We start from the raw sequence: 22,012 nt of genomic DNA on the forward strand, positions 1-22,012 counted from the left end.
TATTTGGTTTGGATGTCCTGTTGGGGATGCTCTAAATAAAATTTAAAAAAGTAATTTTATTTAGAGCAGAAATTATTATTTCATTTTATTATGCTTGACTAAAACTTAATCTATTTATCTTTAAAATGAATTGTAATGGTTAATTTTTTTGATATGGTTTAATTAGATTTTTTATATTTATGCATTTTACTTTTAAGAGAATGAATACAGAAATTCCAATACCACACAACGAATTAGCGCGTTTGGCAGCTTTAAAGCGCTATAATATTCTGGACACTTTACCCGAACATGCTTTTGATGATGCAACTAAACTTGTTTCTTATATCTGTGGCGTACCAATAGCGCATATTTCCTTTATTGATGAAAGCCGTCAGTGGTTTAAATCTGAAATTGGAATTGGTGTACCAGAGGTGCCGAGGGAAATTAGTTTTTGCCGATACACCATTTTGGAGTCGGATATGGTTGAAATACCGGATACGCATTTAAACGAAAGATTTAAAGATGATCCCAATGTTACTGGCGGTTTTAAGGTGAGGTTCTACGCAGGAGTTCCGTTAACAACACCCGACGGTTATAATATTGGAACTATTTGTGCCATCGATCATGTTAGTAAAGAACTTAACGAAAACCAGCGTAATGCCATTTCTATAGTAGCAAAACACGTGATAAACCAATTGGAATTAAGAACAAAAAACATTGAACTTGACGCCCAGAAAAAGATAGCCGAACGTGCTGTCTTGGCGAAAGATAGTTTTTTGGCCAATATGAGCCACGAAATCAGAACTCCGTTAAATGCCATTATTGGTTTTACAGACCTTTTAGCCCAAACCAAATTGGATACGGTTCAACAGGATTACATTGGTAGTGTTCAGATAGCAGGAGAAAATTTACTTTTGATTGTTAACGACATTTTAGATCTTTCTAAAATAGAATCTGGTAACTTGGTTATTGAAGGGCAGTCCTTCAATTTAAAAAAGACACTTAAACATATTTATAAGCTGCTAAAAGTAAAAGTTCCGAAAGACATTGAATTTAATCTTTTCCTTGATGCTGATATGCCCGACAATGTAATTGGTGATCACGGAAGACTAAATCAGATTTTGGTTAACCTTACAGGAAATGCCCTAAAATTTACCGAAGAAGGAGAAGTTACGGTTTCTGTAAAATTAGTTGATGAAACAGAGGATCATTATGCGCTCAGATTTTCAGTTAAAGATACCGGTATTGGTATACCTGAGGATAAACTTGCAACTATTTTTGAACGATTTAAACAAGCAGAAGAAAGTACAACCAGAAGATTTGGCGGTACCGGTCTTGGTCTCAATATTGTCAAACAGCTGGTTGAATTGCACGGAAGTGAAATTCAGGTGAAAAGCAAACCAAACAGAGGCTCGGAGTTTTTCTTTGTGTTTCAGTATAAAAAAGTAAACCATGATGAAATAGCTGCAGAAGCAGTTTCAGAAGATAAACTGGGTAAACTTAAAATACTGCTTTGCGAAGACAATCTTTTAAACCAGAAATTGGTAAGAAGTGTTATTCAAAATTTTGGTTTTGAATTGGATATTGCCGAAAATGGAGAAGAAGGAATAGCATTGTTATCCAAAAACAGATATGATCTGGTACTGATGGATCTTCAGATGCCCGTTAAAGATGGTTATCAAACGACAGAATATATCAGGAATGAAATGAAATTAACCATTCCGATTATCGCCATGACAGCGCACTCGCTGGTAGGTGAGCAGGAACGTTGTTTTGATGTCGGTATGGATGCTTACGTACCAAAACCATTTAAGCAGCCAGTACTTTTAAAGGCTATTAAGACGGTAATGAACAAAGATCTAAATGCTGTAAAGAAAAGGAAAATCGACTTTTCTTATTTAGACGAGATGGCGTGTGGTGATCCGGCGTTTAAAAAAGAAATGATAAGTCTTTTTATAGAAAAAATCCCGGCCGAATTGGAGCATTTAGAAGAAGCATTCAATAGCAAAAGTCATGATAAAGTAAAGAAATTATCGCACAACATGAAGTCTAGTGTAGACATGTTTATGCTAATGGATCTTAGTCATTCTTTGTCTATTATTGAGGGAGATGCTACAATGGGACAGTTCACTTCTGAAACGGCCAATCAAATTAACCTGTTAAATTATGGCGTTAAAGAAGTAGTTAAAATTCTAAATGAGCTATGAAAAGAGAGAAATATACTCTAGCTTTACGTTAGATCCAAAAGCTATAAAAGCAAATTTGCCTCAAAATTAAGTAACCTATGAGAATCATTTTATCTGAAGATAATGATATGCTGCGTAAATCATTATCCTTTTTCCTGGAGTCGAAGGGATTTTCCGTTGACCAGTTTTCTGATGGAAAAGAAGCATTAGATGCAATTGAAACAAATAATTATGACTTGATCCTGACAGACATCAACATGCCAGGCATAAGCGGAATGGAAATTACGCAATATGTGAGAGAAACCATAGGCTCTGATGTTCCGATCATTATTTTTACTTCTTCAGGTGTAGAGCAAACGGAACTCGATTCATTTGATCTTGGCGCAAACGAGTTCATTGCGAAACCCGTTAGTCCGGCCGTGCTTTTAGTGAGAATTAATAAATTACTAAAAACGCGTGCTTAATGAAGTTTCTATATTATACAATTTTCCTGCTGCTTATTTCTCCTGTCGTATTGGCACAGAAAGATACTATTGATGATGTAATGAGGCACGCAAAGCGTGAAGCAGAGAAAGGTAACTATGATGCTGCTTTAGCACTCACTGAACCTTTAAGTGTAAAATTCCCTGAGAATGAAGAAATAAAAATTTACAACGGACGTATTTACAGCTGGAAAAAAGACTACAACGCTTCCATTAAAATTTTAGAGCCAATGGTAGACAGGATCAATTCAAGTCCCGATGCTTTATTGGCGATTATCAATACGTACTATTGGTCACAACAATTCGATAAGTGTATTACGTATTGCGATCGGTATTTGGCTATTGAACCCAATTCGCTTGATGTTTTACGGATTAAAGTGACCTGTCTTGAAAAACTAAATCGCGACAAAGAAGCTTTAGCCATTATCGAAAAAGTATCAATTACAGATAACAGTACTCAGGCCTTTAGAGGAGTGAGAACACTGATTGGAGAGAAGGCAACTAATGCAATATCGGCTTCTTATTTAAATATTTCTACGTCGAGTCCCGGACAATCACCATTGCATTATGGCTATGTCGAGTACTCTCATAAGTTCACCAAATCAGCACTTGTGGGACGCGCTAATGCAGGTCATGTAAATGGCGATACACAAATGCTGTTTGAAGCAGACTATTATCAAACTTTCGCTAAAAAGAACTATTTGTATGTGAATGGTGGGGTTTCAACAGGAGAGACTGTGTTTCCTGTAGCAAAAGCCGGTGTTGAGTATTATTTTGTTCCGCATAAAAAGTTTGACTATGCCTTGGGTGTTCGGTATATGCATTTTGAAACAGAAGATGTAACCTTATTAACAGGACAATTGGCATACCATATTGGTGCCAATACAATTTCCTACAGACCTTATTACGATACGACAAACGAATTATTTTCTCATGTCTTGAGTTTTCAGAACACAAATGAAGAAAAAGAAAGCATCATAAGGTTTGAACTGCAATATGGAAATGTCCCATATCTTTATCTTTACAATAACCTGACGCAACCTTTAAGGTCATACAGAGCAGGTATACAATACCAACGTCGTCTTGGTAATTCCTTTTTTATCAGACCTGTCTTTCTTTACGAGTACGAAGAGTATCTGCCTGATGCCTACAGAAATAGATTCAATGTTCAGGTAATTCTAACGAAACGCTTCTGATATGACGAAACTATGGGAACTTTATAAGAGCGGAACCTGGGTAGAACCTTTTTTAATTCTGTCCATAGGCCTGTTTATACTAACATCATTTATTCTATATTTAATAATAATAAGCAGCCGAAGCAGGAAGATAAGAAGAAACAGACGCCTTACGGAATATACTATCATTATTGAAAAATTAATGTTTTCGGTGGTTTTTCAGGACATGTCCTTTTCAGAAGTTAATAAGGAGGAAAATTTTAATAAACTCTTTCGTAATTCCTTTTTCAGGGAAGTTATGATCGATTCGATTATGAATCTTCATAAAAATTACCAAGGAAATTATGCCGAAAAGTTAGAGCAGTTTTACAAAGATTCAGGATTGATAAAAGATTCCTTCAAAAAACTCAGGAGCCTGAGGTGGGAAGTAAAATGCAAAGGAATTACAGAATTATCAGAAATAAATTGTACTGATGCTTTTGATAGTATCGTTAAAGCTTCTAAAAGCGGAAATAAAATTTTAAAAATCACAGCCGTGAATGCTGCTATAAAGCTTGGAGGTACAAAAAGCCTGCCGTATCTCACAGAGCATCCAGATCCAATTGATGACTGGACTCAGATCAATATCATACATGCTTTCAAAAAGCACGATATTGGCGATATTAAAGGGGTTGAGTTATTACTTGAATCTCAAAATACAACCGTAATTGCACTGGGCTTAAAACTTATTAAGGAGCTTAAACTAACACAAAAAATTCCTTACCTGACAAAGCTGGTTGCTAATGCACCCAATACATTAATAAAGTACGAAGCGCAAAATGTACTTCAGCAATTAACTGTTTAATAGAATAAACAATGACTTTTTTTACTACTGAATTAGCAATGTTTTTTGAGGAATATCTGATCCTTATAATTGGTTATGCAGTACTGATTATGTCTTCTTATCTTTTACTGGCTCACTTATCTACCAGAGAACTTAGGGAATATCTTAAAAAGAATAGTTTTGTTGATTATGATGTGCTTCTGACAAGTGAATTTGCGCCAAGCCTCTCTCTAATAGCTCCTGCTTACAATGAAGGTTTTACAATTGAAGAAAATGTAAAATCACTACTTTCCCTTAATTACAATAATTACCAGGTTATTGTGGTCAACGACGGAAGCAAGGACAATTCTATGGAAATCCTGATTAAAAAGTACGATCTTGTCCTGACAGAACTTGCTATTCATCCAAAAATAGAAACAAAAAAAATTAGGGGAATTTATAGTTCCAGAAATGCTGCTTTCAAAAAACTAATCGTAGTTGATAAGGAAAATGGAGGTAAAGCCGATGCACTAAATGTCGGACTTAATATCGCCCAAAATCCTTATGTGGTTTGTATTGATGTTGATTGTATACTGGACAAAGATTCGTTACTCAAGCTGGCGAAACCTTTTCTGGAATCTTACGGTAAACGTATTATCGCTACTGGTGGCGTAGTCAGGATAGCAAACCAGTGTGTTATTAAAAACGGTCGTTTAGTTGAGGTAAATATTCCAGATAAGATGCTCCCGAGAATACAAGTGTTAGAATATTTGAGAGCGTTTCTTTTAGGCAGAATGGCATGGAGCAGGCTGGATGGCTTATTGCTTATAAGTGGTGCATTTGGCGCCTTTGACAAAGAGATCGCTTTACTGGCTGGTGGTTATAACACAAAAACAGTTGGTGAAGATATGGAACTGGTGGTGAGAATGCGCCGTTATATGCTGGAAAATAAAATACCCTACTGTGTTAGTTACATACCGGATCCGCTTTGCTGGACAGAAGCACCTGAAGATTTTAAAATATTTAAGAAACAGCGCAGCCGCTGGATGAGAGGGACAATTGAAACACTTAGTCTGCACAAAAAAATGTTTCTGAATCCGAAGTACAAATTGTTGGGTATGATTAGTGTGCCTTATTGGACATTGTTTGAATTCCTAGCTCCCGGTATAGAATTTATTGGCCTTGTAATAACATTTGTATTTATTGTAATGGGCTTACTCAACTGGCATTTTTTCGTATTGCTGGTTCTTTTTGTTTACTTTTTTGCTGTTATGTTTTCGGTTATAGCACTTTATAGTGAAGAGTATTCTTATCACAAATACCCAAAACAAACCGATTTTTTTAAACTTTTGATTGCTGCTCTCATAGAACCTATCTATTTTCATCCACTAACAGTTTATGCCGCCTTAATTGGTTATAAAGAAAAAATCATGGGAACTAAAGGCTGGGGAGAAATGACAAGAAAAGGTTTTACGAAGAAATAAAAAAATGATCTAATATATTGCTAAATAGTTTTTTTTAATAAAAATGGCGCCAATTGGCGCCATTTGGCTTGTTTGTGACCTCGACGGGACAAATTTCTATACATTTTATGGAGGATTTAAAGACATTGGCTTACTGGAAGTAGAGGCTGTCTTTCATTGGCTTTATGAATTTGGTTTGGATGTCCCGTTGGGGATTGATGGAAAATTATTAGCATTAATCCCTATACAGCTGAGTGTTCTCTATGTTTTTTATAAGTTTAAAAAATCGTAGCTTTTTTTTATTTGGAACTTGAATTTTAGTCAAGGCTTCTTTTTATGATATTATCAACAAAAAGCCGATACCGGCTTTTAATTCACTTTTTGGTTCATGTTAACAATGTCCCACCATCAATAACGAGGCTTTGTCCTGTCCCATGCTGTTGTTTCATCAGATATAAGAATCCGTCGGCAACATCTTCAGTTTCGCCCACTCTTTTCAGGAGGAGCGTATCTTCATAATGATTATACATAGCCTCGCGATCGGCATGGGGCATTATATCCCACAAATTGCTTCTTAAAACACCCGGCACTACACAATTAACCCGAATAGGAGCTAATTCAACTGCCATAGCCCTTACAAAAGCCTCCATAGCGCCGCATATAGCAGAAGCAATTGACCATCCCGCTCCCGGACGTGCATTGGCAGTTCCGCTGGTGAGGGAAATAGAACCACCCTGATTTATAAAAGGCGTAGCATATTTTACCGCCGTAACAGCACTCCAGAAACGCAGGTCAAAAAATGATTTTGTAGTATCAATATCGGTTTCACTAATAAGGTTTAATTGAAGATTCTCACCAGCTGTATAAATCAGATGGTCAAAATTTCCAATTTTCGTAAAGAAGCTCCCGATATTACTCTCCTTGCTTAAATCTATCGCAAAGCCTTCTGAATTTTTAGGCAGCTGACTTAGAGCAGTATTGATTCGATCCAGATTACTGGACACTATAATAACTTTTGCTCCCTCTTGCGCAACGGCGATAGCAGTAGCTAATCCAATGCCGGAACTGGCACCCAATAAAATGATCTTCTTACCCGAAAGGGTTTTTAAATTTGTATTCATAAAATTAAATTAGATAAATGGAGATTAGTAATAATTAAAAAGAGCAAGTGGCATTATCGATATTTCATTATTTAATTATGATTGCAAATCTCTTGAGAATAAAACTTGCGACACTTAACAAATGGTAAAAACGTATCGGTTTTTTGTAAGGTCTTATTCAAAATTAAGTTATAATTTTGATTACCTAACTAATTGGGATCAACATGCCAGTCATCACTAACAACCTCATTTCTTTTTTGCAGCAGTATCATATATTTGACGAAAATGAAAAAGAATTAATTTTAGAATATTTTATAGAAAGTAGCCATAAGGAAGGAGATTATCTTTTTTATTGTGGGCATGTACCAGATGAATTATTCTTTATCAGTTCGGGTGTCCTCAGAATTTTAGTGCAAAATGAAAAAGGTAATAATGTTACCCATTTCTTTTTAAAAGAAAATCAATTTTGCACTATTTTAAACAACTTTAAGAATGGTACAATTGCTACAGAAAGCATCCAGGCAGCTTGTAATACCCTGGTATTTACGATTTCAAAAAAACAACTGGAAGCACTCTATTTAAAAATTCCTGCCATTGAATCAATTATAGCACAAAGTATTCAACAAACTCTATTAGACAAGATTCTGATCCGTAATAGTTATCTGGGACAGGATTCAACAACTAAATATCGAAAATTCATGGAGCAGCAGCCCGATATTGCATCTCGTGTATCGCTAAGTGATATTGCAGCTTATCTTGAAATAACACCACAATCTCTGAGCAGGATTCGAAGAAATATTAAGTAAAATAGTCACCTCATAAAAGGATGATGAAAAAAACAAAGAAATCAATCTCTAGAACTCAGTTGGAGATGTTTTTAAAAAATATAGGTTTCGACTTGGATTCAATATGAGCGAGCAGGTTTTAATTTCAATTATACCCAAAACTAATATTTGTTTTAAATAATTAATACTTATAAATCCGTATAGCCTTTGAAAATTCATTTAAAACAATCTAGAGAGTATAAAACTTAATTTTCGGTGCGTTCTTGGTGTTCGAATCCTCTTAAGTTATCATACATTAAATTTAAAATTTCTATTATTTTTTATTGGAAGATGTATTTTTTTTCAAACAATTTTCTGATTTGTATGTCTAAAAAAAAGGAAACGAAAATAAAAAAATCAGTAATATAATGATTAATAGTTTTGTTAAATAAAAAATGGCGCCAATTGTCTTCAATTGGCACCATTTGGCTGTGTAGTGACCCCAAGGGGACAAATTACTATAAAATTTTTGGAGGATTTAAAGAGATTGGCTTACTACTGGTAGGGCATGTCTTTCATTGGCTTTATGAATTTGGTTTGGATGTCCTGTTGGGATTGAACTGTTATAGATCAATAGTTATTTACAGCAAGTTTCAGGATTAAATTTGCTAACTTATCTGGGTATTTCTGATACAGTTCGAAAATTGTTTGCAAAAGCTAATAACGTCTATGAAAGATTGATCTTATATGTTTTTTCAATTTGAGAAGAAGCGTGTGTCGGTGAAAGCTGTCCAATTTGAAATACTTTTTCAATAAAGTCAATACTTTCATCCACGCAAGTATTTTCATTTTTCAAGTGGCTTGCAAAGTGGTTTGTTATTTTTTGAATAATCCTGGCGCTAATTAAATCAACCTGAGCGACATCAAAATTGCTTGTTTTCTTTCTCTGAAAAGCCAATTCGCTTGCCACAATATCATTAAGTTTAGCTTTTAACGCATGGATAGTTGGCGCATATTTTCGACCATTTATCCATGTATTGAATTCTAATTTCATATCCTCAATAATAGCTTCTGCAGCAGGAATATGTTGCTTTCGTCTCTCAAGGGTATCATCTGTAACCTGAGACAAATAATCGAGATGTATTAAAGTTATTCCTGGAATTTGCGCTACATCTGGATTTACATTTCGTGGAATCGATAAGTCCAAAATCAGTAAGGGTTTCTTTCTGTTAAGTAGTGTTTTGTCTATAGTTGGATTTTGTGCACCTGTTGCGACTATCAACACATCGGTCTGTTTTATTTCTTCTTGTAAATTCAGAAAATCCTTTACAATAACGTTTAGTTTACCAGCTAATTCTATGGCCTTGTTCTTTGTTCTGTTTATAAGGGTAATATGGGTATTCTTTGTATGTTTTACTAAATTTTCGCACGTATTGCTGCCAATTTTCCCTGTTCCGAATAGTAAGATATTTTTATTTCTAATATCTTCTACATTTCTGATAATATATTGAACAGCTGCAAATGAAACAGATGTAGCACCGGATGAAATTTCAGTATCTGTTTTGACTTTTTTGCTAGCCTGTATAACCGCGTTTATTAAACGATCCAGGAATGTATTGATTAAGTCCTCGAGTTTGCTATTATTAAAAGCGATTTTAATTTGACTAATGATTTCAAAATCGCCTAAAATCTGACTATCTAAACCCGTTCCCACACGAAACATATGGTTAACAGCTTCCTGATTCTTGTATATATAAGCGACTTGTTGAAATTCTTCTACGGAGCCCTTGCTGTTTTGGCAAAGTAATTTGATTAATTCATATGGATGATTGGCAAAACCATATATTTCGGTTCTGTTACAAGTAGAAATGACAATTAATGATTCGATCCCTTCTGCCTTTGCCTGCAACAAAAGATCAGATTGTGCTTTAGTATCCAAACTAAACTTCCCTCTAATTGCTGCATCTGCTTTTTTATAACTTAAGCCTAAAGCATAAAAGGTGGTATTTTTGGACATGTTATATTTTTCCATATTATGCTTTTCTTAAAGTTCAAAAAAATATTAGTAGGTTATTGTAAAACACGATGAAACTTGCTTTAATCCTAAAGAATAATGGATTCAGACATAATTGTATATAAGTTGTCAGCAGGATTCAAATATAAAACGCTACCTGTTTTTCAGGTAGCGTTTAAGATAAATTATTTTTGAACTATTGGAGTTCTAAGTGATTCTAAGACCGCAACAATATCTGTATAAAGCTCTGTATTTGAAGCCACACCATTTGCATTTGCAGCTGCTCCTACATATCCTTCAAATTTTGTATAATCCGCAGTACTTGATTTTGTTCCCATACGAGGATTTTTCGCAGGATCGTGCGCAGCTACCATATTCAAACCAGAATAGGTATTTACGGCATTTGTACCACCAGTGTTAAACGAAAAGAAATCAGTCAGATTGTCTGATAGTTTAGCAATATTTGTAGACTGGGTAGTTCCTGTTTCGGCTAATACGGGGGCAAAATGCGCTTGTAGATTCCCCGCTGCATTCGACTGAACATCGGCAACAATTAATCCTATAGTTGAATTTACCACCTTGCGGAAACTCAAACGCCCTTGCTCGATCATTTGGCCAGCGTTATCCGGATCTGAAACCATTTTAGTTCCGCCTAATCTTTCGTAAATAGATGCCTTTACTGGAGGAGTTACAGGGGCGTCATCATCATTACTACTGCACGAAGCCAGTGTTGCAGAAGCTGCGAGTAATACACTAAGTGTAATTTTGGAATAAATTTTCATAATAAAAATATTAAAGGGTTAATTAAAAAAGCGGTTAAGTTTTTGAGACATTTTATAACTCAAACTATTTTGATTCACTGGACAAACTTCTTTGCCAGCCAAATTTTCTGGTAAAATATAACGCTGAGCATCATAATGTCCTATGGCTATCAACTGGTCAAATACTTTTTTAGAATTAGTGATCTTGTTGTTGTGGAAGTAAACAACCACATTTCTTTTTACGATTATAGAATCGGAGGTTAATCCTTTGATAGATCTCAAATCTGAACATATTTGTTTGGCTTGCACGGAATCTATATTGGTTTTAAAATCGATTCGGCTTACCTGAAGATTAGGGCTTTCGTAAACAGCAGGCTTAGCGGTAATGATGTGGAATAGAAAAATGGCAAAAAATAGTACAAAAATGATCAATCCCGACCAAAGTATTTTTTTAATAAATTTGTTAATTTTCATATAGCGGATTTTTAAAATGATTTTAGGTTTTCAAGATCATATACGAGCCCTTTTCTGGCTTGGTTTTATTTAAAACGGGCAAAATAGTAGTTTAGATTTGTTTTAAATAACAACACGTTGAATTACAGAGTTTTTTAGAAAACTCTCGCTAAATTAAACCCAAAAAAAACATCTCCCTTAGTCCAGTCTCCTGTAGTTCTTCCAAGATATCCAGCCTCGTCAATGGCCTGGGAGCTGGTAAAATGCATTTGAAAAACATGTCCGCCGGTTTCAAGGTCAAAACCAATGGATAATGGATTTTTATAAATAGAATTTGAGGCCCTGTTTAAGTGTGCCGCATAATCCATATTCAATGACCAGCGTTTAGCAAATTTATATCTACCGCCAAAGCCAATGGCATATTGCGAGTTGTTTTGCTGGGGGTCCAGCACGAAATTTTCATGGAAAAATGATGGAACAATCTCCAAAGAGAGTTTTTCAGAGAATTTTCTGGAAATTAAAAGTTGAGCCACATAGGTGAGCCTGTTTTCAAATTCAAGTTTAGGATATAGGCTTTCCTTTAGCGTGTTGTTGATAGACAAACTATTAAACCCTGCAATAGTGACCGGAAATCCGTCTTTTATTTGCGGCAATAACATATATTTTGTGGCAAAGTCATAAGCAAATTCACTTCTGGCGGCGCTTATGTTAATTCCCGGGGTCAATCCATAGATGAATTTTATTTGAGTATTGGCATTGTCCAGTCCATAGAAGCCCTCAAATCCGTCTTTTATAGAACCAAACCGGTGTGCAACAACAAAATACAAATCTCCTTTTGCTGCCAGTTTGGTGGATTCGAGATTGACAATCTTCAGGGCTTTAAATGCCGATGTCACCTTTTCTTTTGTGATTGGCACTTCAACTCCCGATAATAGGTCGTCTTGCGAATAGGTTAGTAGTGGAAATAAAAACAATAATAGAATGAGCTTTTTCATGTGGTTAATTTTAATTGTTATTTGTTTTGGTGTACAAGGGAAGATTGATCTATTTTAAATTCCTGTAAGAGCTCATCATATCCTAAAAAACGCCCTTTAATTTTTAGCATTCTGCCAATTTCAATGTTTATGGGCAAACTGTCTTTGAAGGTTGCAAATATTTTTTCGCCAATAACGATTCCCTTACTGGCGGGTTCAACAGCTGTTACTATTGCAGTTACTTCAATTGTTTTGTCCTGGTATTTGATGGTAGCCAGACTATCGCTCAAAGTGAATTCTTTTTCAAGATCATCAACTGTTACAACATAATCTGCAGTTTCTGATTCGATATCCCTATGGCCTTTGTAACTGTAGAGGTAAATGCAGATCCCGGTTATCAGGAAGAGGGGAATTGTGATAAGTATTTTTTTTCTCATGGCTGGTTTTTAGTATTTGGATTATCTACGTTAAAAAATACCTATTGGATTTAAATCATCAAATATCACTGTTGCTAAATCTGTATGATCCATTTCACCGTATATGATTTCAAAATGCTTTAAATATTAAATCATTTAGCCTTTCTAAAACTAAAAACCAATCCCATGAATTTAAAAACTTGTTTGCTTATTCCATCATTTGTTTTACTGCTAGTAAGTTGTACAGATGATAATCCCAGTACTTTAATTGACACTCCACCAATTACCGGTGTTGCCACATACAATCAGAATGTGAAATCTATTATTGATAATAATTGTGTGGTATGCCATGCAGCTGTTCCCAAAAATGGGGCGCCTATGTCATTGGTTACTTATGACCAGGTTAAAAATGCGGTCTTAAATCGCGGGCTGCTCAACCGTATTTCTTTAGAAAACGGAAATAGCTCCTTAATGCCGCAGGGAGGGCCAAGACTGCCTCAAACCACAATTGATGTTATTAAAAAATGGGAACAAGATGGATTATTAGAGCAATAATCCATAGTAAAAAACATGAAAAAAATCATAGTAATGCCAATGATATTGGCTTCGTTCCTTGTTTTTTCGCAGGAAAAAATCTTAACTAAATCATCAACAATCACTTTTGAGGCTTCGGTCCCGTCTTTTCAGCCGGTTTTGGGAACCAATACCAATGTGACTTTTGTTTTAAATCCGGCAACAGGTGAAATTGCATCCTTAGCCCTGATAAAAGGATTTCAGTTTGAAATGCCTTTGATGGAAGAACATTTCAATGAAAATTACATGGAGACCGATAAATATCCGAAAGCTATTTTTAGAGGAAAAATAGAAAAATTTGATCCAAAAAATTTGACTGAGGATTATAAAGATTACTTAATAAAAGGAAATTTAGAACTTCATGGGAAATCAAGAGATATAAATGCGAGCGCAAAAATCACCAGAACGGGTTCCCGAATTACCATTATTTCAGATTTTTTTGTTAATGCTAGTGATTTTGGCATTCCAATTCCATCGCTTATCAAGTATAAACTTGATGATAAAGTAAAAGTTCAGATTATTGCTGTTTTAAAATAAAAAAAAATCAAAAGGATTTTTAACATAACATAATATAAAAGCAAACCATGAAAAAAATTATACTCGTTGCCATGCTTTATGTCTGCGCTATTGGTCTCGCGCAAGAAAAAATGATCAGTAAAGCAGGTAAAATAACTTTTGAAGCGTCTGTTGCTTCTTTTGAAGAGGTAAAGGCAATGAATACTAACGTCACTTTTGTCTTAAATCCTAAAACAGGGGAAATTGCAGCTTTAGCCTTAATGAAAGGATTTCGCTTTAAAGTAGCCTTAATGGAAGAACATTTTAATGAAAATTATATGGAGAGCGATCAGTATCCAAAAGCAACATTCAAAGGAAAAATAGAGGCCTTTGACCTGGATAACCTTAGCGCAAATCCTAAAGATTTTATCATAAAAGGTAAATTAGAACTTCACGGAAAATTGAAAGACATAAACATCCAGGCAAAGGTAAGCAAGTCAATATCAGGAATTAGTATTCTATCAAATTTTACCGTACTAGCCAGTGATTTTAATATAGAAATTCCAAGTCTGGTTAAAGGTAAGCTATCCAATAAGGTTAACATCTTAATCGATGCAGTTTTAAAATAAAAGATCTAAGATGAAAGAAGAAATAAAAGTTGAAGAGGACTTTACTATTGTCTGTTTTCAGAATGACAGTTCAGAACCTTTTTTTACGCGCTGTCAATTAAACAGTGCTCTAATACAGTTTCATTTCGTACTGAAGGGTAATGCCAAATTTTCGTCCAATGATGTTAATTATGATTTGGAATTGAATGAAGAAAAATCATTGCTGTTGTACAATGCACAATGGGATTTGCCACTGCATTTAGAGCTTTCTCCAAATTCGTGGGTCGTTTCTGTTATTGTTTCGATCAACAAATTTCATGCGCTGTTTTCTGTTGACACAAGTTTAATTACTTTTTTAAGCCCTGACAATAAAGTTAATAATTATTACAAAAAAGCAAATATCAGTCCTTCAATGGCAATTGTTTTAAGTCAGCTTTTTCATTATAACCTTCATCCCTCTATAAAAAAACTTTATTATAAAGGAAAAGGATATGAATTACTAAGTCTGTATTTTAACCGAAACGAAGATCCAAATGCAGAACAATGTCCATTTTTGATTGATGGCGATAATGTTTTAAAAATAAGAAAAGCAAAAGAAATCATTATTGAGAATATGGCTGAACCACCTGGTTTACAGGAATTGGCTGATGAAATTGGCCTGAATTTGAAGAAACTAAAAATGGGTTTCAAACAAATTTATGGCGATACTGTATATGGCTTTCTATTTGATTACAAAATGGATTTCGCCAGAAAGTTATTGGATAGTGGCTCTTATAATGTAAATGAAGTGGGGTTGAAGATAGGTTACAGTACCGGAAGCCACTTCATTGCTGGATTCAAGAAAAAATTTGCCACAACTCCGAAAAAATATTTGATGTCGATTAATACGAATTTTTAAAAGACATAGATTATATTGATTAAAGCCCAGTGCTTAAAACATAAAGAAAAAAATAATGAAAGGCATACTATTAGTAAACCTAGGATCACCGGAAAGTCCAACTACAAAAGATGTAAAACCATATTTAGACGAGTTTTTAATGGACAAACACGTGATCGATGTTCCGTATTTGTTGAGAGCATTTTTAGTTCGTGGTATTATCCTAAGAAAAAGACCGGAAGAATCAGCACATGCATATGCTAAAATCTGGTGGGATGAAGGTTCTCCGTTAGTGGTCCTTTCTGAAAGAATGCAGAAAAAAGTACAGCCTTTAGTAAATGTTCCGGTTTCTTTGGCAATGCGTTACGGAAGTATGACTATCGAAAAAGGGCTTCAGGAATTGCACAATAAAGGAGTTACTGAAGTAATGCTTTTTCCGTTATACCCACAATATGCAATGGCTTCGACTTTGACTATTTTGGTTAAAGCGGAAGAAATCCGCAAGAAGAAATTCCCACAGATGATCTTTACTGATGTTCCTGCGTTTTACAACAAACCAGATTACATCAAGAATTTAGCTGATTCGATCAATAAACATTTAGTTGGGTTTGAGTATGATCATTTATTATTCTCGTATCACGGAATTCCGGAGCGTCATATTCGCAAAACAGATGTAACCAAATCTCATTGTAAAATTGATGGTTCTTGTTGTAATACGCCTTCGGCGGCACACGATTTCTGTTATCGTCATCAATGTTATGAAACTACAAAACAAGTTGTAAAACTACTAGGACTGCCTGCTGATAAATACAGTTTGACTTTTCAATCGCGTTTAGCGGGGGATAAATGGCTAGAGCCTTATACTGATGTTGAAATTGATAAAATGCCAGCAAAAGGAATTAAGAAATTAGCAGTTGTAACACCAGCTTTCGTATCGGATTGTTTAGAAACTCTGGAAGAAATCGCCATGCGTGCCAAAGAAGATTTTGAAGCACAAGGAGGTGAGGAATTCTTAGCGGTTCCGTGTTTGAATGATGATGATGAGTGGTGTCAGACGGTGAGTAATTGGATTAATGATTGGGCTAAATAAGTCTAAATTAATAGCATAGAATATTACATTTACTATTTGTAGTTTTTTTAATCACTACATTCATATCACTCTATTTGTTTTAGTTTAGTACGCTAAATAACTTTAAATTTGGAAGATTTGAATTAAGTTTACCTCGTTAATCACTTTTGATTATTAATTTATTTAATTAAATACAAGTAGTAAAAAATAGATTTTTCCTGTTTTAGATTATCTAATCTTTTTGCTTAATCCTCAACTTTGCACTTGATGCTTTTATGTCCTTTAAAAAAGGAAACAAAAATAAAAAAATAGCTAATATATTGATTAATATTTTTTTAAATAAAAAAAGGCGCCAATTGTCTTCAATTGGCGCCTTTTGGCTGTTAGTGACCTCGACTGGATTCAAACCAGTAACCTCTTGAGCCGTAATCAAGTGCGCTATTCAGTTGCGCCACGAGGCCTTTTTTGTTATCAATAAGCTGATTTTTCGTAGCTTTGTTGATTGCTTATTGCGGGTGCAAAGATAGACATAAATGCGAGATATGCAAGCATAAAATAACATAAAAATAAAAAAAAATGACGATTAAAAATTATGTACGTGATATTCAGGGATTTCCAAAAGAAGGAATTTTGTTTAAAGATATTACTCCACTGCTAAATGACCCAATTGCGACCAAAAAGTGTTTGTCGGTTTTAGTTGAATCTTTAAAAGGACATAAAATAGATAAAGTAGTAGGAGCAGAGAGCAGAGGGTTTTTCTTTGGAATATTATTAGCTCAGGAATTAAACGCAGGTTTTGTTCCTGTTAGAAAGCCTAAAAAGTTACCGTATGAAACCATTTCGGCTACATATGAACTGGAATATGGTACAGATAGTTTAGAGATGCATACAGACGCAATAAAAAAGGGAGACAGGGTTTTTCATGATGATGTTTTGGCAACAGGAGGGACCGCAAAAGCGGTTTGTGAGTTGGTCGAGAAACTAGGAGGCGAAATTGTACAATGCAATTTCCTGATGGAATTAACTTTCTTAAACGGAAGAGAAAAAATTAAAGACCATCCTATTTTTGCTGCAATCACATACTAACAATAAAGGCGACAAAAAAAATCCCAATTCTAAAATATTTTCAGAATTGGGATTTTGCATTTTACTACAATAATTTTTATCTTAAACTAGCGCCAAGCTCCGTTTCAAAAGCATGTTGCAGTTTCGACATGATTTTATCAATCTGAACATCTGTAAGCGTTTTTGTATTGTCCTGAATGGTAAAGCTCAAAGCATACGACTTTTTGTCTTCAGGAAGCTTACTTCCTTCATAAACGTCAAATAGATTAACATCTTTTAAAAGTAACTTCTCTGTTTGCTTAGCAAGATTAAAAATACTTTCATAAGTCGTGTTCTTGTCAATCAATAAAGCTAAATCCCTGCGAACTTCAGGATATTTAGGAATGTCAGAATATTTGATTTTTCCGGTGATAATCTTCAATATCAAATCCCAGTTAAAATCAGCAAAATAAACATCTTGTTTGATTCCGAAATGTTTTAGGATTGACTTTTTAACCACGCCCATTTCTACTAATGTATCATTGTTGTAGCAAATTGCAGTTCCTTCCGAAAAAATATCAGATTGTACAGGAGCATTCGAAATTTTATCAATTCCTAAACGAGCCAGAATTCCTTTTACATATCCTTTTAATAAAAAGAAATCAGTAGTTTTTTGCGGATTGGTCCAGCTTTCTTTGTTTCTGTTTCCGGAAATCAACAAAGTTAAATGTTTGTGTTCTTCGTATCCGTTAAGATATTTATGATATGATTTTCCGAATTCGAATAATTTTAAATCAGCATTTTTTCTGTTAATGTTATACGAAATCGCTTCTAAACCAGAGAACAATAATGATTGACGCATAGTAGATAAATCGCTGCTTAACGGATTCAGCATTGTAACATTATGCTCTTCTTTTAAAACAGTTGATAATTTAGCGTAAGCTGCTGTTGTCAAAGAGTTGGCCATCATTTCATGAAATCCCTGAGAATTCAATTGCGATGCGATTACGTTTTGTACTTTATAATCTTCTGTTCTTGGTGAATTAGAAACCGTTGCATTGAATTTTTTAGAGAAATTAATATTGTTATAACCGTAAACTCTTAAAATTTCTTCGATAACATCAATTTCACGCTGCACATCTACACGATAGGCAGGTATTGTTAGTCCTAAACCCGAATCAGAAACGCTGTTTACTTTTATATCTAAAGAAACCAGGATTTTTTTGATCGTATCTTTTGGAATTTCCTGTCCGATAATTTTAGAAACATGACTAAAGTTCAGTAAAACAGAGAAATCTTCTATTTTTTTAGGATAAACTTCTACAACATCAGATGTTATTTTTCCGCCTGCAACTTCCAGAATTAAAAGAGCAGCACGTTTCAATGCATATTCTGTAATCGTTGGGTCAATTCCTCTTTCAAATCTAAAAGAGGCATCCGTATTCAATTGATGTCTTTTTGCTGTTTTACGAACACTTACAGCATCAAAATAAGCACTTTCTAAGAAAATAGTTGTTGTACCATCAGATACTCCTGATTTTTTTCCTCCAAAAACACCTGCAATACAAAGTGGGCCTTTTTCGTCGCAAATCATTAAATCTTCTTTGTGTAATGTTCTTTCAACATCATCCAAAGTAACAAATTTAGTACCTTCAGGAAGTGTTTTTACAATTATTTTTCCGTTGATTTTGGCAGCATCAAAAGCATGTAAAGGTTGTCCTAACTCATGCAAAACATAATTAGTAACATCGACAATATTATTTTTTGGAGTTAAACCAATAGCTTTTAAACGATCTTGCAGCCATGCTGGAGATTCCTGAACAGAAATTCCTGAAATGGTTACACCGCAATATCTTGGAGCCATAAGCGGTTCTTCGACATTAACATCAATTTTTAAAGTACGCATGTCTACTCTAAAATTACTCACAGAAGGTGTGATCAATTCTACGTTTACACCACGCTGAAGCATTCCGGCTCTTAAATCACGCGCAGTTCCAAGATGACTCATGGCATCAGCACGATTTGGTGTTAAGCCAATTTCGAACACTTCATCATTAGCTACCTTAAAAACTTCAGCAGCAGGAGTTCCTGGTATTAACTTTTCATCCAGAATCATGATTCCGTCATGGCTTGTACCTAAACCCAGCTCATCTTCTGCACAAATCATTCCGTGACTTTCCTGTCCACGTATTTTTCCTTTTTTAATGGTGAATTCACCACCATCTTTATCATATAAAACGGTTCCTATAGTGGCTACAGGCACTTTTTGTCCTGCTGCAACATTAGCTGCACCACAAACAATTTGTATAGGAGCTTCTAAACCAATATTTACAGTTGTAACTTTTAATCTATCTGCATCAGGGTGCTTCTCGCAAGTAAGTACGTGTCCTACAACTACTCCTTCTAAACCGCCCTTAACTGATTGGTATTTTTCGACAACTTCTACTTCAAGACCTAAATCTGTAAGTAATTCTGAAGTTTGCTCAGAGGTCCAGTCTGTTTTAATAAATTGTTTTAACCAGTTGTAAGATATTTTCATGTTAACTTTTTTATTCTTGTATAAGGATACAAATATAAGGATTGCGGGTGGTAGTAAGAAAGAATTTATTTGGTTTTTTTGTGATGTTTTAATTTCCTTCAAAATCGATTTGTATTGAATAGTTGCTATTTTTAATGCTAATATTTTACTAATTAATTACTAAAACATTGTTATAAAAACGAATGTGTAAGTTTTGTGCTAGTAGATGAATGAAAAGTGCTATTCTGTTTCAGATTATGAAGGTAAATTTGAAATGAATCAAAAATGATAATGTTATGAATAATGCCACACAAAGACCTGAATTTAAGGCAAAATACGATAATTACATTAACGGAAAATTTACAGCTCCGGTAAAAGGAGAATATTTTGACGTTCTTTCTCCAATTGATGGAAAAGTATTTACAAAAGCAGCACATTCAGGAAAAGAGGATTTAGAATTGGCTGTTGATGCAGCTTATGAAGCGTTTAAGACATGGGGAAAAACCTCAGTTACCGAAAGAAGTATTTTACTCAATAAAATTGCGCAAAAAATAGAAGACAATCTTGAGTATATTGCAACGGTAGAAACAATCGATAACGGAAAACCAATTCGTGAAACACTTGCGGCGGATATTCCACTGGCAATTGACCATTTTAGATATTTCGCAGGTGTAATTCGTGCCGAAGAAAGCTCTATTGCAGAATTGGATTCCCAGACGGTTTCGATTGCTTTAAGCGAACCATTAGGTGTTGTTGCCCAGATTATCCCGTGGAATTTCCCAATTCTAATGGCAGTATGGAAAATCGCTCCTGCACTTGCCGCAGGAAATACGATCGTTCTGAAACCTGCAGAAAGCACACCAATTTCTATTTTAGTTTTAATGGAATTAATAGGCGATATCCTGCCTCCGGGAGTGCTGAATATCGTAAACGGTTTTGGTGCCGAGCTTGGTCGTCCGTTGGTTACCAATAAAAAAGTGGCTAAGGCAGCCTTTACCGGATCAACCACTACAGGACGATTGGTAATGCAATATGCTACAGAAAATATTATTCCGGTAACGTTGGAACTAGGAGGAAAATCTCCAAATATTTTCTTCCCTTCAGTAGCAGATCACGATGATGATTTCTTTGATAAAGCAATCGAAGGCGCGGTATTATTTGCGTTAAATCAAGGTGAAATTTGTACTTGTCCGTCGAGATTGTTAATTCATGAAGATATTTACGAAAAATTTATTGCTAAAGTAATCGAAAGGACAGAAGCTATTATTGCCGGAAATCCATTGGATAAGTCGACTATGATAGGTGCGCAGACTTCATTGGTTCAGAAAGAAAAAATCATGTCCTATATAAAATTGGGTAAAGAAGAAGGAGCAGAACTTTTAACAGGTGGAGACGAAAATCATTTAGGAGGAGATCTTGAGGGTGGTTATTACATTAAACCAACCTTGTTTAAAGGACATAACAAAATGAGAATTTTTCAGGAAGAAATTTTTGGACCTGTTCTCGCTGTTACTACTTTTAAAACTACCGAAGAAGCGATCGAAATTGCCAATGATACGATGTATGGTTTAGGTGCCGGGGTTTGGACACGTGATGCACATGAAATCTATCAGGTTCCAAGAGCCATTCAGTCAGGTCGTGTCTGGATCAATCAGTACCATTCTTATCCGGCCGGAGCACCTTTTGGAGGTTATAAACAATCCGGAATTGGTCGTGAAAACCATAAAATGATGTTAGGACAATACCGTCAGACAAAAAATATGCTGATTTCTTATGATAAAAAGAAATTGGGCTTCTTTTAATTTGTTATTATGTTGGTTTGAAAAGGGTAAGTTTCTGACTTGCCTTTTTTTGTAAATTTAATTTTAAAAAAAAGATCATGATAAAGAGACTGGATGCCACCGATAATGCCATTGATTTGATAAAGATTCTAAAAGAAAAACACGGTGATTTGATGTTTTACCAAGCAGGAGGATGTTGCGAAGGAACACAGCCACAATGTTTTGAAAAAGGAGGATATTATCAGCGAATGGGAGATGTTTGTATTGGCACTATTGAAGATACAGAATTTTGGGTCGATAAAGATTTATTCGAATATTGGAAACACGCGCATTTTACATTAAAAGTAATCGATGCTTTTGGAGTTGGCGGTTTTTCGTTAGAAACTCCTTTAAAGAAAACATTCCAAATCGAATATAGAATTTTTACCGAGGAAGAGGAAAAGGATTTGGAACCGGTTAGTTTTATAGAATAGGTTCT

22 protein-coding genes and 1 tRNA gene are annotated in these 22,012 nt (G+C 34.9%); 15 read left to right on the forward strand and 8 right to left on the reverse strand.

What is annotated here, in order from left to right; translation table 11 throughout:
- Nucleotides 1–200 precede the first annotated feature (200 nt).
- The 6 genes from FLP_RS13685 (at nucleotide 201) to FLP_RS13710 (ending at nucleotide 6,379) form a co-directional block, all read left to right on the forward strand.
- A complete protein-coding gene (locus FLP_RS13685) occupies nucleotides 201–2,186 on the forward strand; it encodes a GAF domain-containing hybrid sensor histidine kinase/response regulator (RefSeq protein ID WP_065450040.1) in 1,986 nt (661 codons plus the stop codon).
- A gap of 77 nt (nucleotides 2,187–2,263) precedes the next feature.
- Nucleotides 2,264–2,629 carry a response regulator transcription factor gene (locus tag FLP_RS13690; RefSeq protein WP_065450041.1) on the forward strand — a complete coding sequence of 122 codons (366 nt, stop codon included), beginning with the start codon at nucleotides 2,264–2,266 and terminating at the stop codon, nucleotides 2,627–2,629.
- A complete protein-coding gene (locus FLP_RS13695; protein ID WP_065450042.1) occupies nucleotides 2,629–3,843 on the forward strand; it encodes a YaiO family outer membrane beta-barrel protein in 1,215 nt (404 codons plus the stop codon). Before FLP_RS13690 ends, FLP_RS13695 begins: the two co-directional genes overlap by 1 nt.
- A 1-nt stretch (nucleotide 3,844) precedes the next feature.
- Nucleotides 3,845–4,666 carry a HEAT repeat domain-containing protein gene (locus tag FLP_RS13700; RefSeq protein ID WP_065450043.1) on the forward strand — a complete coding sequence of 274 codons (822 nt, stop codon included), beginning with the start codon at nucleotides 3,845–3,847 and terminating at the stop codon, nucleotides 4,664–4,666.
- Between the two features lie 11 nt (nucleotides 4,667–4,677).
- Nucleotides 4,678–6,108: a glycosyltransferase family 2 protein gene (locus FLP_RS13705; protein ID WP_065450044.1), complete on the forward strand. Its 1,431-nt coding sequence runs from the start codon at nucleotides 4,678–4,680 to the stop codon at nucleotides 6,106–6,108.
- A gap of 43 nt (nucleotides 6,109–6,151) precedes the next feature.
- Nucleotides 6,152–6,379: a hypothetical protein gene (locus tag FLP_RS13710; RefSeq protein ID WP_065450045.1), complete on the forward strand. Its 228-nt coding sequence runs from the start codon at nucleotides 6,152–6,154 to the stop codon at nucleotides 6,377–6,379.
- 94 nt (nucleotides 6,380–6,473) lie between these two features.
- Here the strand turns inward: FLP_RS13710 and FLP_RS13715 are convergent, their stop codons facing one another.
- On the reverse strand, nucleotides 6,474–7,208 hold the full coding sequence (locus tag FLP_RS13715; RefSeq protein ID WP_065450046.1) for an SDR family oxidoreductase: 735 nt from the start codon (nucleotides 7,206–7,208) through the stop codon (nucleotides 6,474–6,476).
- A gap of 203 nt (nucleotides 7,209–7,411) precedes the next feature.
- Here FLP_RS13715 and FLP_RS13720 point away from each other — a divergent pair, with 203 nt between their 5' ends.
- A complete protein-coding gene (locus tag FLP_RS13720; protein WP_089477474.1) occupies nucleotides 7,412–7,993 on the forward strand; it encodes a Crp/Fnr family transcriptional regulator in 582 nt (193 codons plus the stop codon).
- Between the two features lie 685 nt (nucleotides 7,994–8,678).
- Here FLP_RS13720 and hemA read toward each other — a convergent pair.
- The 5 genes from hemA to FLP_RS13745 form a co-directional block, all read right to left on the reverse strand.
- Nucleotides 8,679–9,983: a glutamyl-tRNA reductase gene (hemA, locus tag FLP_RS13725; protein WP_065450047.1), complete on the reverse strand. Its 1,305-nt coding sequence runs from the start codon at nucleotides 9,981–9,983 to the stop codon at nucleotides 8,679–8,681.
- Nucleotides 9,984–10,150: 167 nt separating this feature from the next.
- Entirely contained in the window at nucleotides 10,151–10,747 is a 597-nt protein-coding gene (locus FLP_RS13730; protein WP_035688600.1) for a globin family protein, read from the reverse strand.
- 18 nt (nucleotides 10,748–10,765) lie between these two features.
- On the reverse strand, nucleotides 10,766–11,200 hold the full coding sequence (locus FLP_RS13735) for a hypothetical protein (RefSeq protein ID WP_065450048.1): 435 nt from the start codon (nucleotides 11,198–11,200) through the stop codon (nucleotides 10,766–10,768).
- 134 nt (nucleotides 11,201–11,334) lie between these two features.
- A complete protein-coding gene (locus FLP_RS13740; protein WP_065450049.1) occupies nucleotides 11,335–12,174 on the reverse strand; it encodes a DUF5777 family beta-barrel protein in 840 nt (279 codons plus the stop codon).
- Between the two features lie 17 nt (nucleotides 12,175–12,191).
- Nucleotides 12,192–12,590, reverse strand: a complete 399-nt coding sequence (locus FLP_RS13745; RefSeq protein WP_065450050.1) for an OB-fold protein — start codon at nucleotides 12,588–12,590, stop codon at nucleotides 12,192–12,194.
- A gap of 165 nt (nucleotides 12,591–12,755) precedes the next feature.
- Between FLP_RS13745 and FLP_RS13750 the strand changes: the two genes are divergently transcribed.
- The 5 genes from FLP_RS13750 to hemH are packed head-to-tail and all read left to right on the forward strand — an operon-like array spanning nucleotide 12,756 to nucleotide 16,212.
- Nucleotides 12,756–13,124, forward strand: a complete 369-nt coding sequence (locus FLP_RS13750) for a hypothetical protein (protein WP_065450051.1) — start codon at nucleotides 12,756–12,758, stop codon at nucleotides 13,122–13,124.
- Nucleotides 13,125–13,139: 15 nt separating this feature from the next.
- On the forward strand, nucleotides 13,140–13,679 hold the full coding sequence (locus FLP_RS13755; RefSeq protein ID WP_065450052.1) for a YceI family protein: 540 nt from the start codon (nucleotides 13,140–13,142) through the stop codon (nucleotides 13,677–13,679).
- A gap of 47 nt (nucleotides 13,680–13,726) precedes the next feature.
- Nucleotides 13,727–14,266, forward strand: a complete 540-nt coding sequence (locus FLP_RS13760) for a YceI family protein (protein WP_065450053.1) — start codon at nucleotides 13,727–13,729, stop codon at nucleotides 14,264–14,266.
- Nucleotides 14,267–14,276: 10 nt separating this feature from the next.
- A complete protein-coding gene (locus FLP_RS13765) occupies nucleotides 14,277–15,143 on the forward strand; it encodes a helix-turn-helix transcriptional regulator (protein WP_042566878.1) in 867 nt (288 codons plus the stop codon).
- A gap of 55 nt (nucleotides 15,144–15,198) precedes the next feature.
- Nucleotides 15,199–16,212 (forward strand): ferrochelatase, encoded by a 1,014-nt coding sequence (hemH, locus tag FLP_RS13770; RefSeq protein WP_065450054.1) that lies wholly within the window; start codon nucleotides 15,199–15,201, stop codon nucleotides 16,210–16,212.
- A gap of 366 nt (nucleotides 16,213–16,578) precedes the next feature.
- Here the strand turns inward: hemH and FLP_RS13775 are convergent.
- Nucleotides 16,579–16,652 (reverse strand) — tRNA-Arg (locus tag FLP_RS13775).
- A 115-nt stretch (nucleotides 16,653–16,767) separates the two neighbouring features.
- On the opposite strand from FLP_RS13775, the gene FLP_RS13780 reads away from it, so the two are divergent.
- Nucleotides 16,768–17,277: an adenine phosphoribosyltransferase gene (locus FLP_RS13780; RefSeq protein WP_065450055.1), complete on the forward strand. Its 510-nt coding sequence runs from the start codon at nucleotides 16,768–16,770 to the stop codon at nucleotides 17,275–17,277.
- A 76-nt stretch (nucleotides 17,278–17,353) separates the two neighbouring features.
- On the opposite strand, the gene pheT is transcribed toward FLP_RS13780, so the two are convergent.
- Nucleotides 17,354–19,774, reverse strand: a complete 2,421-nt coding sequence (pheT, locus tag FLP_RS13785; protein WP_065450056.1) for a phenylalanine--tRNA ligase subunit beta — start codon at nucleotides 19,772–19,774, stop codon at nucleotides 17,354–17,356.
- 275 nt (nucleotides 19,775–20,049) lie between these two features.
- Here pheT and FLP_RS13790 point away from each other — a divergent pair, with 275 nt between their 5' ends.
- Together FLP_RS13790 and FLP_RS13795 are read left to right on the forward strand one after the other, a co-directional pair.
- Entirely contained in the window at nucleotides 20,050–21,555 is a 1,506-nt protein-coding gene (locus FLP_RS13790) for an aldehyde dehydrogenase family protein (RefSeq protein ID WP_065450057.1), read from the forward strand.
- Nucleotides 21,556–21,632: 77 nt separating this feature from the next.
- Nucleotides 21,633–22,007: a DUF779 domain-containing protein gene (locus FLP_RS13795; RefSeq protein ID WP_065450058.1), complete on the forward strand. Its 375-nt coding sequence runs from the start codon at nucleotides 21,633–21,635 to the stop codon at nucleotides 22,005–22,007.
- Nucleotides 22,008–22,012: the final 5 nt, after the last annotated feature.

It is taken from the genome of Flavobacterium piscis, assembly GCF_001686925.1.
Lineage (GTDB): Bacteria > Bacteroidota > Bacteroidia > Flavobacteriales > Flavobacteriaceae > Flavobacterium > Flavobacterium piscis.

Coding starts and splice junctions, on each gene's coding strand:
- FLP_RS13685 (WP_065450040.1), top strand. CDS start 201: ATGAATACAGAAATTCCAATACCACACAACGAATTAGCGCGTTTGGCA.
- FLP_RS13690 (WP_065450041.1), top strand. CDS start 2,264: ATGAGAATCATTTTATCTGAAGATAATGATATGCTGCGTAAATCATTA.
- FLP_RS13695 (WP_065450042.1), top strand. CDS start 2,629: ATGAAGTTTCTATATTATACAATTTTCCTGCTGCTTATTTCTCCTGTC.
- FLP_RS13700 (WP_065450043.1), top strand. CDS start 3,845: ATGACGAAACTATGGGAACTTTATAAGAGCGGAACCTGGGTAGAACCT.
- FLP_RS13705 (WP_065450044.1), top strand. CDS start 4,678: ATGACTTTTTTTACTACTGAATTAGCAATGTTTTTTGAGGAATATCTG.
- FLP_RS13710 (WP_065450045.1), top strand. CDS start 6,152: ATGGCGCCAATTGGCGCCATTTGGCTTGTTTGTGACCTCGACGGGACA.
- FLP_RS13715 (WP_065450046.1), bottom strand. CDS start 7,208: ATGAATACAAATTTAAAAACCCTTTCGGGTAAGAAGATCATTTTATTG.
- FLP_RS13720 (WP_089477474.1), top strand. CDS start 7,412: ATGCCAGTCATCACTAACAACCTCATTTCTTTTTTGCAGCAGTATCAT.
- hemA (WP_065450047.1), bottom strand. CDS start 9,983: ATGGAAAAATATAACATGTCCAAAAATACCACCTTTTATGCTTTAGGC.
- FLP_RS13730 (WP_035688600.1), bottom strand. CDS start 10,747: ATGAAAATTTATTCCAAAATTACACTTAGTGTATTACTCGCAGCTTCT.
- FLP_RS13735 (WP_065450048.1), bottom strand. CDS start 11,200: ATGAAAATTAACAAATTTATTAAAAAAATACTTTGGTCGGGATTGATC.
- FLP_RS13740 (WP_065450049.1), bottom strand. CDS start 12,174: ATGAAAAAGCTCATTCTATTATTGTTTTTATTTCCACTACTAACCTAT.
- FLP_RS13745 (WP_065450050.1), bottom strand. CDS start 12,590: ATGAGAAAAAAAATACTTATCACAATTCCCCTCTTCCTGATAACCGGG.
- FLP_RS13750 (WP_065450051.1), top strand. CDS start 12,756: ATGAATTTAAAAACTTGTTTGCTTATTCCATCATTTGTTTTACTGCTA.
- FLP_RS13755 (WP_065450052.1), top strand. CDS start 13,140: ATGAAAAAAATCATAGTAATGCCAATGATATTGGCTTCGTTCCTTGTT.
- FLP_RS13760 (WP_065450053.1), top strand. CDS start 13,727: ATGAAAAAAATTATACTCGTTGCCATGCTTTATGTCTGCGCTATTGGT.
- FLP_RS13765 (WP_042566878.1), top strand. CDS start 14,277: ATGAAAGAAGAAATAAAAGTTGAAGAGGACTTTACTATTGTCTGTTTT.
- hemH (WP_065450054.1), top strand. CDS start 15,199: ATGAAAGGCATACTATTAGTAAACCTAGGATCACCGGAAAGTCCAACT.
- FLP_RS13780 (WP_065450055.1), top strand. CDS start 16,768: ATGACGATTAAAAATTATGTACGTGATATTCAGGGATTTCCAAAAGAA.
- pheT (WP_065450056.1), bottom strand. CDS start 19,774: ATGAAAATATCTTACAACTGGTTAAAACAATTTATTAAAACAGACTGG.
- FLP_RS13790 (WP_065450057.1), top strand. CDS start 20,050: ATGAATAATGCCACACAAAGACCTGAATTTAAGGCAAAATACGATAAT.
- FLP_RS13795 (WP_065450058.1), top strand. CDS start 21,633: ATGATAAAGAGACTGGATGCCACCGATAATGCCATTGATTTGATAAAG.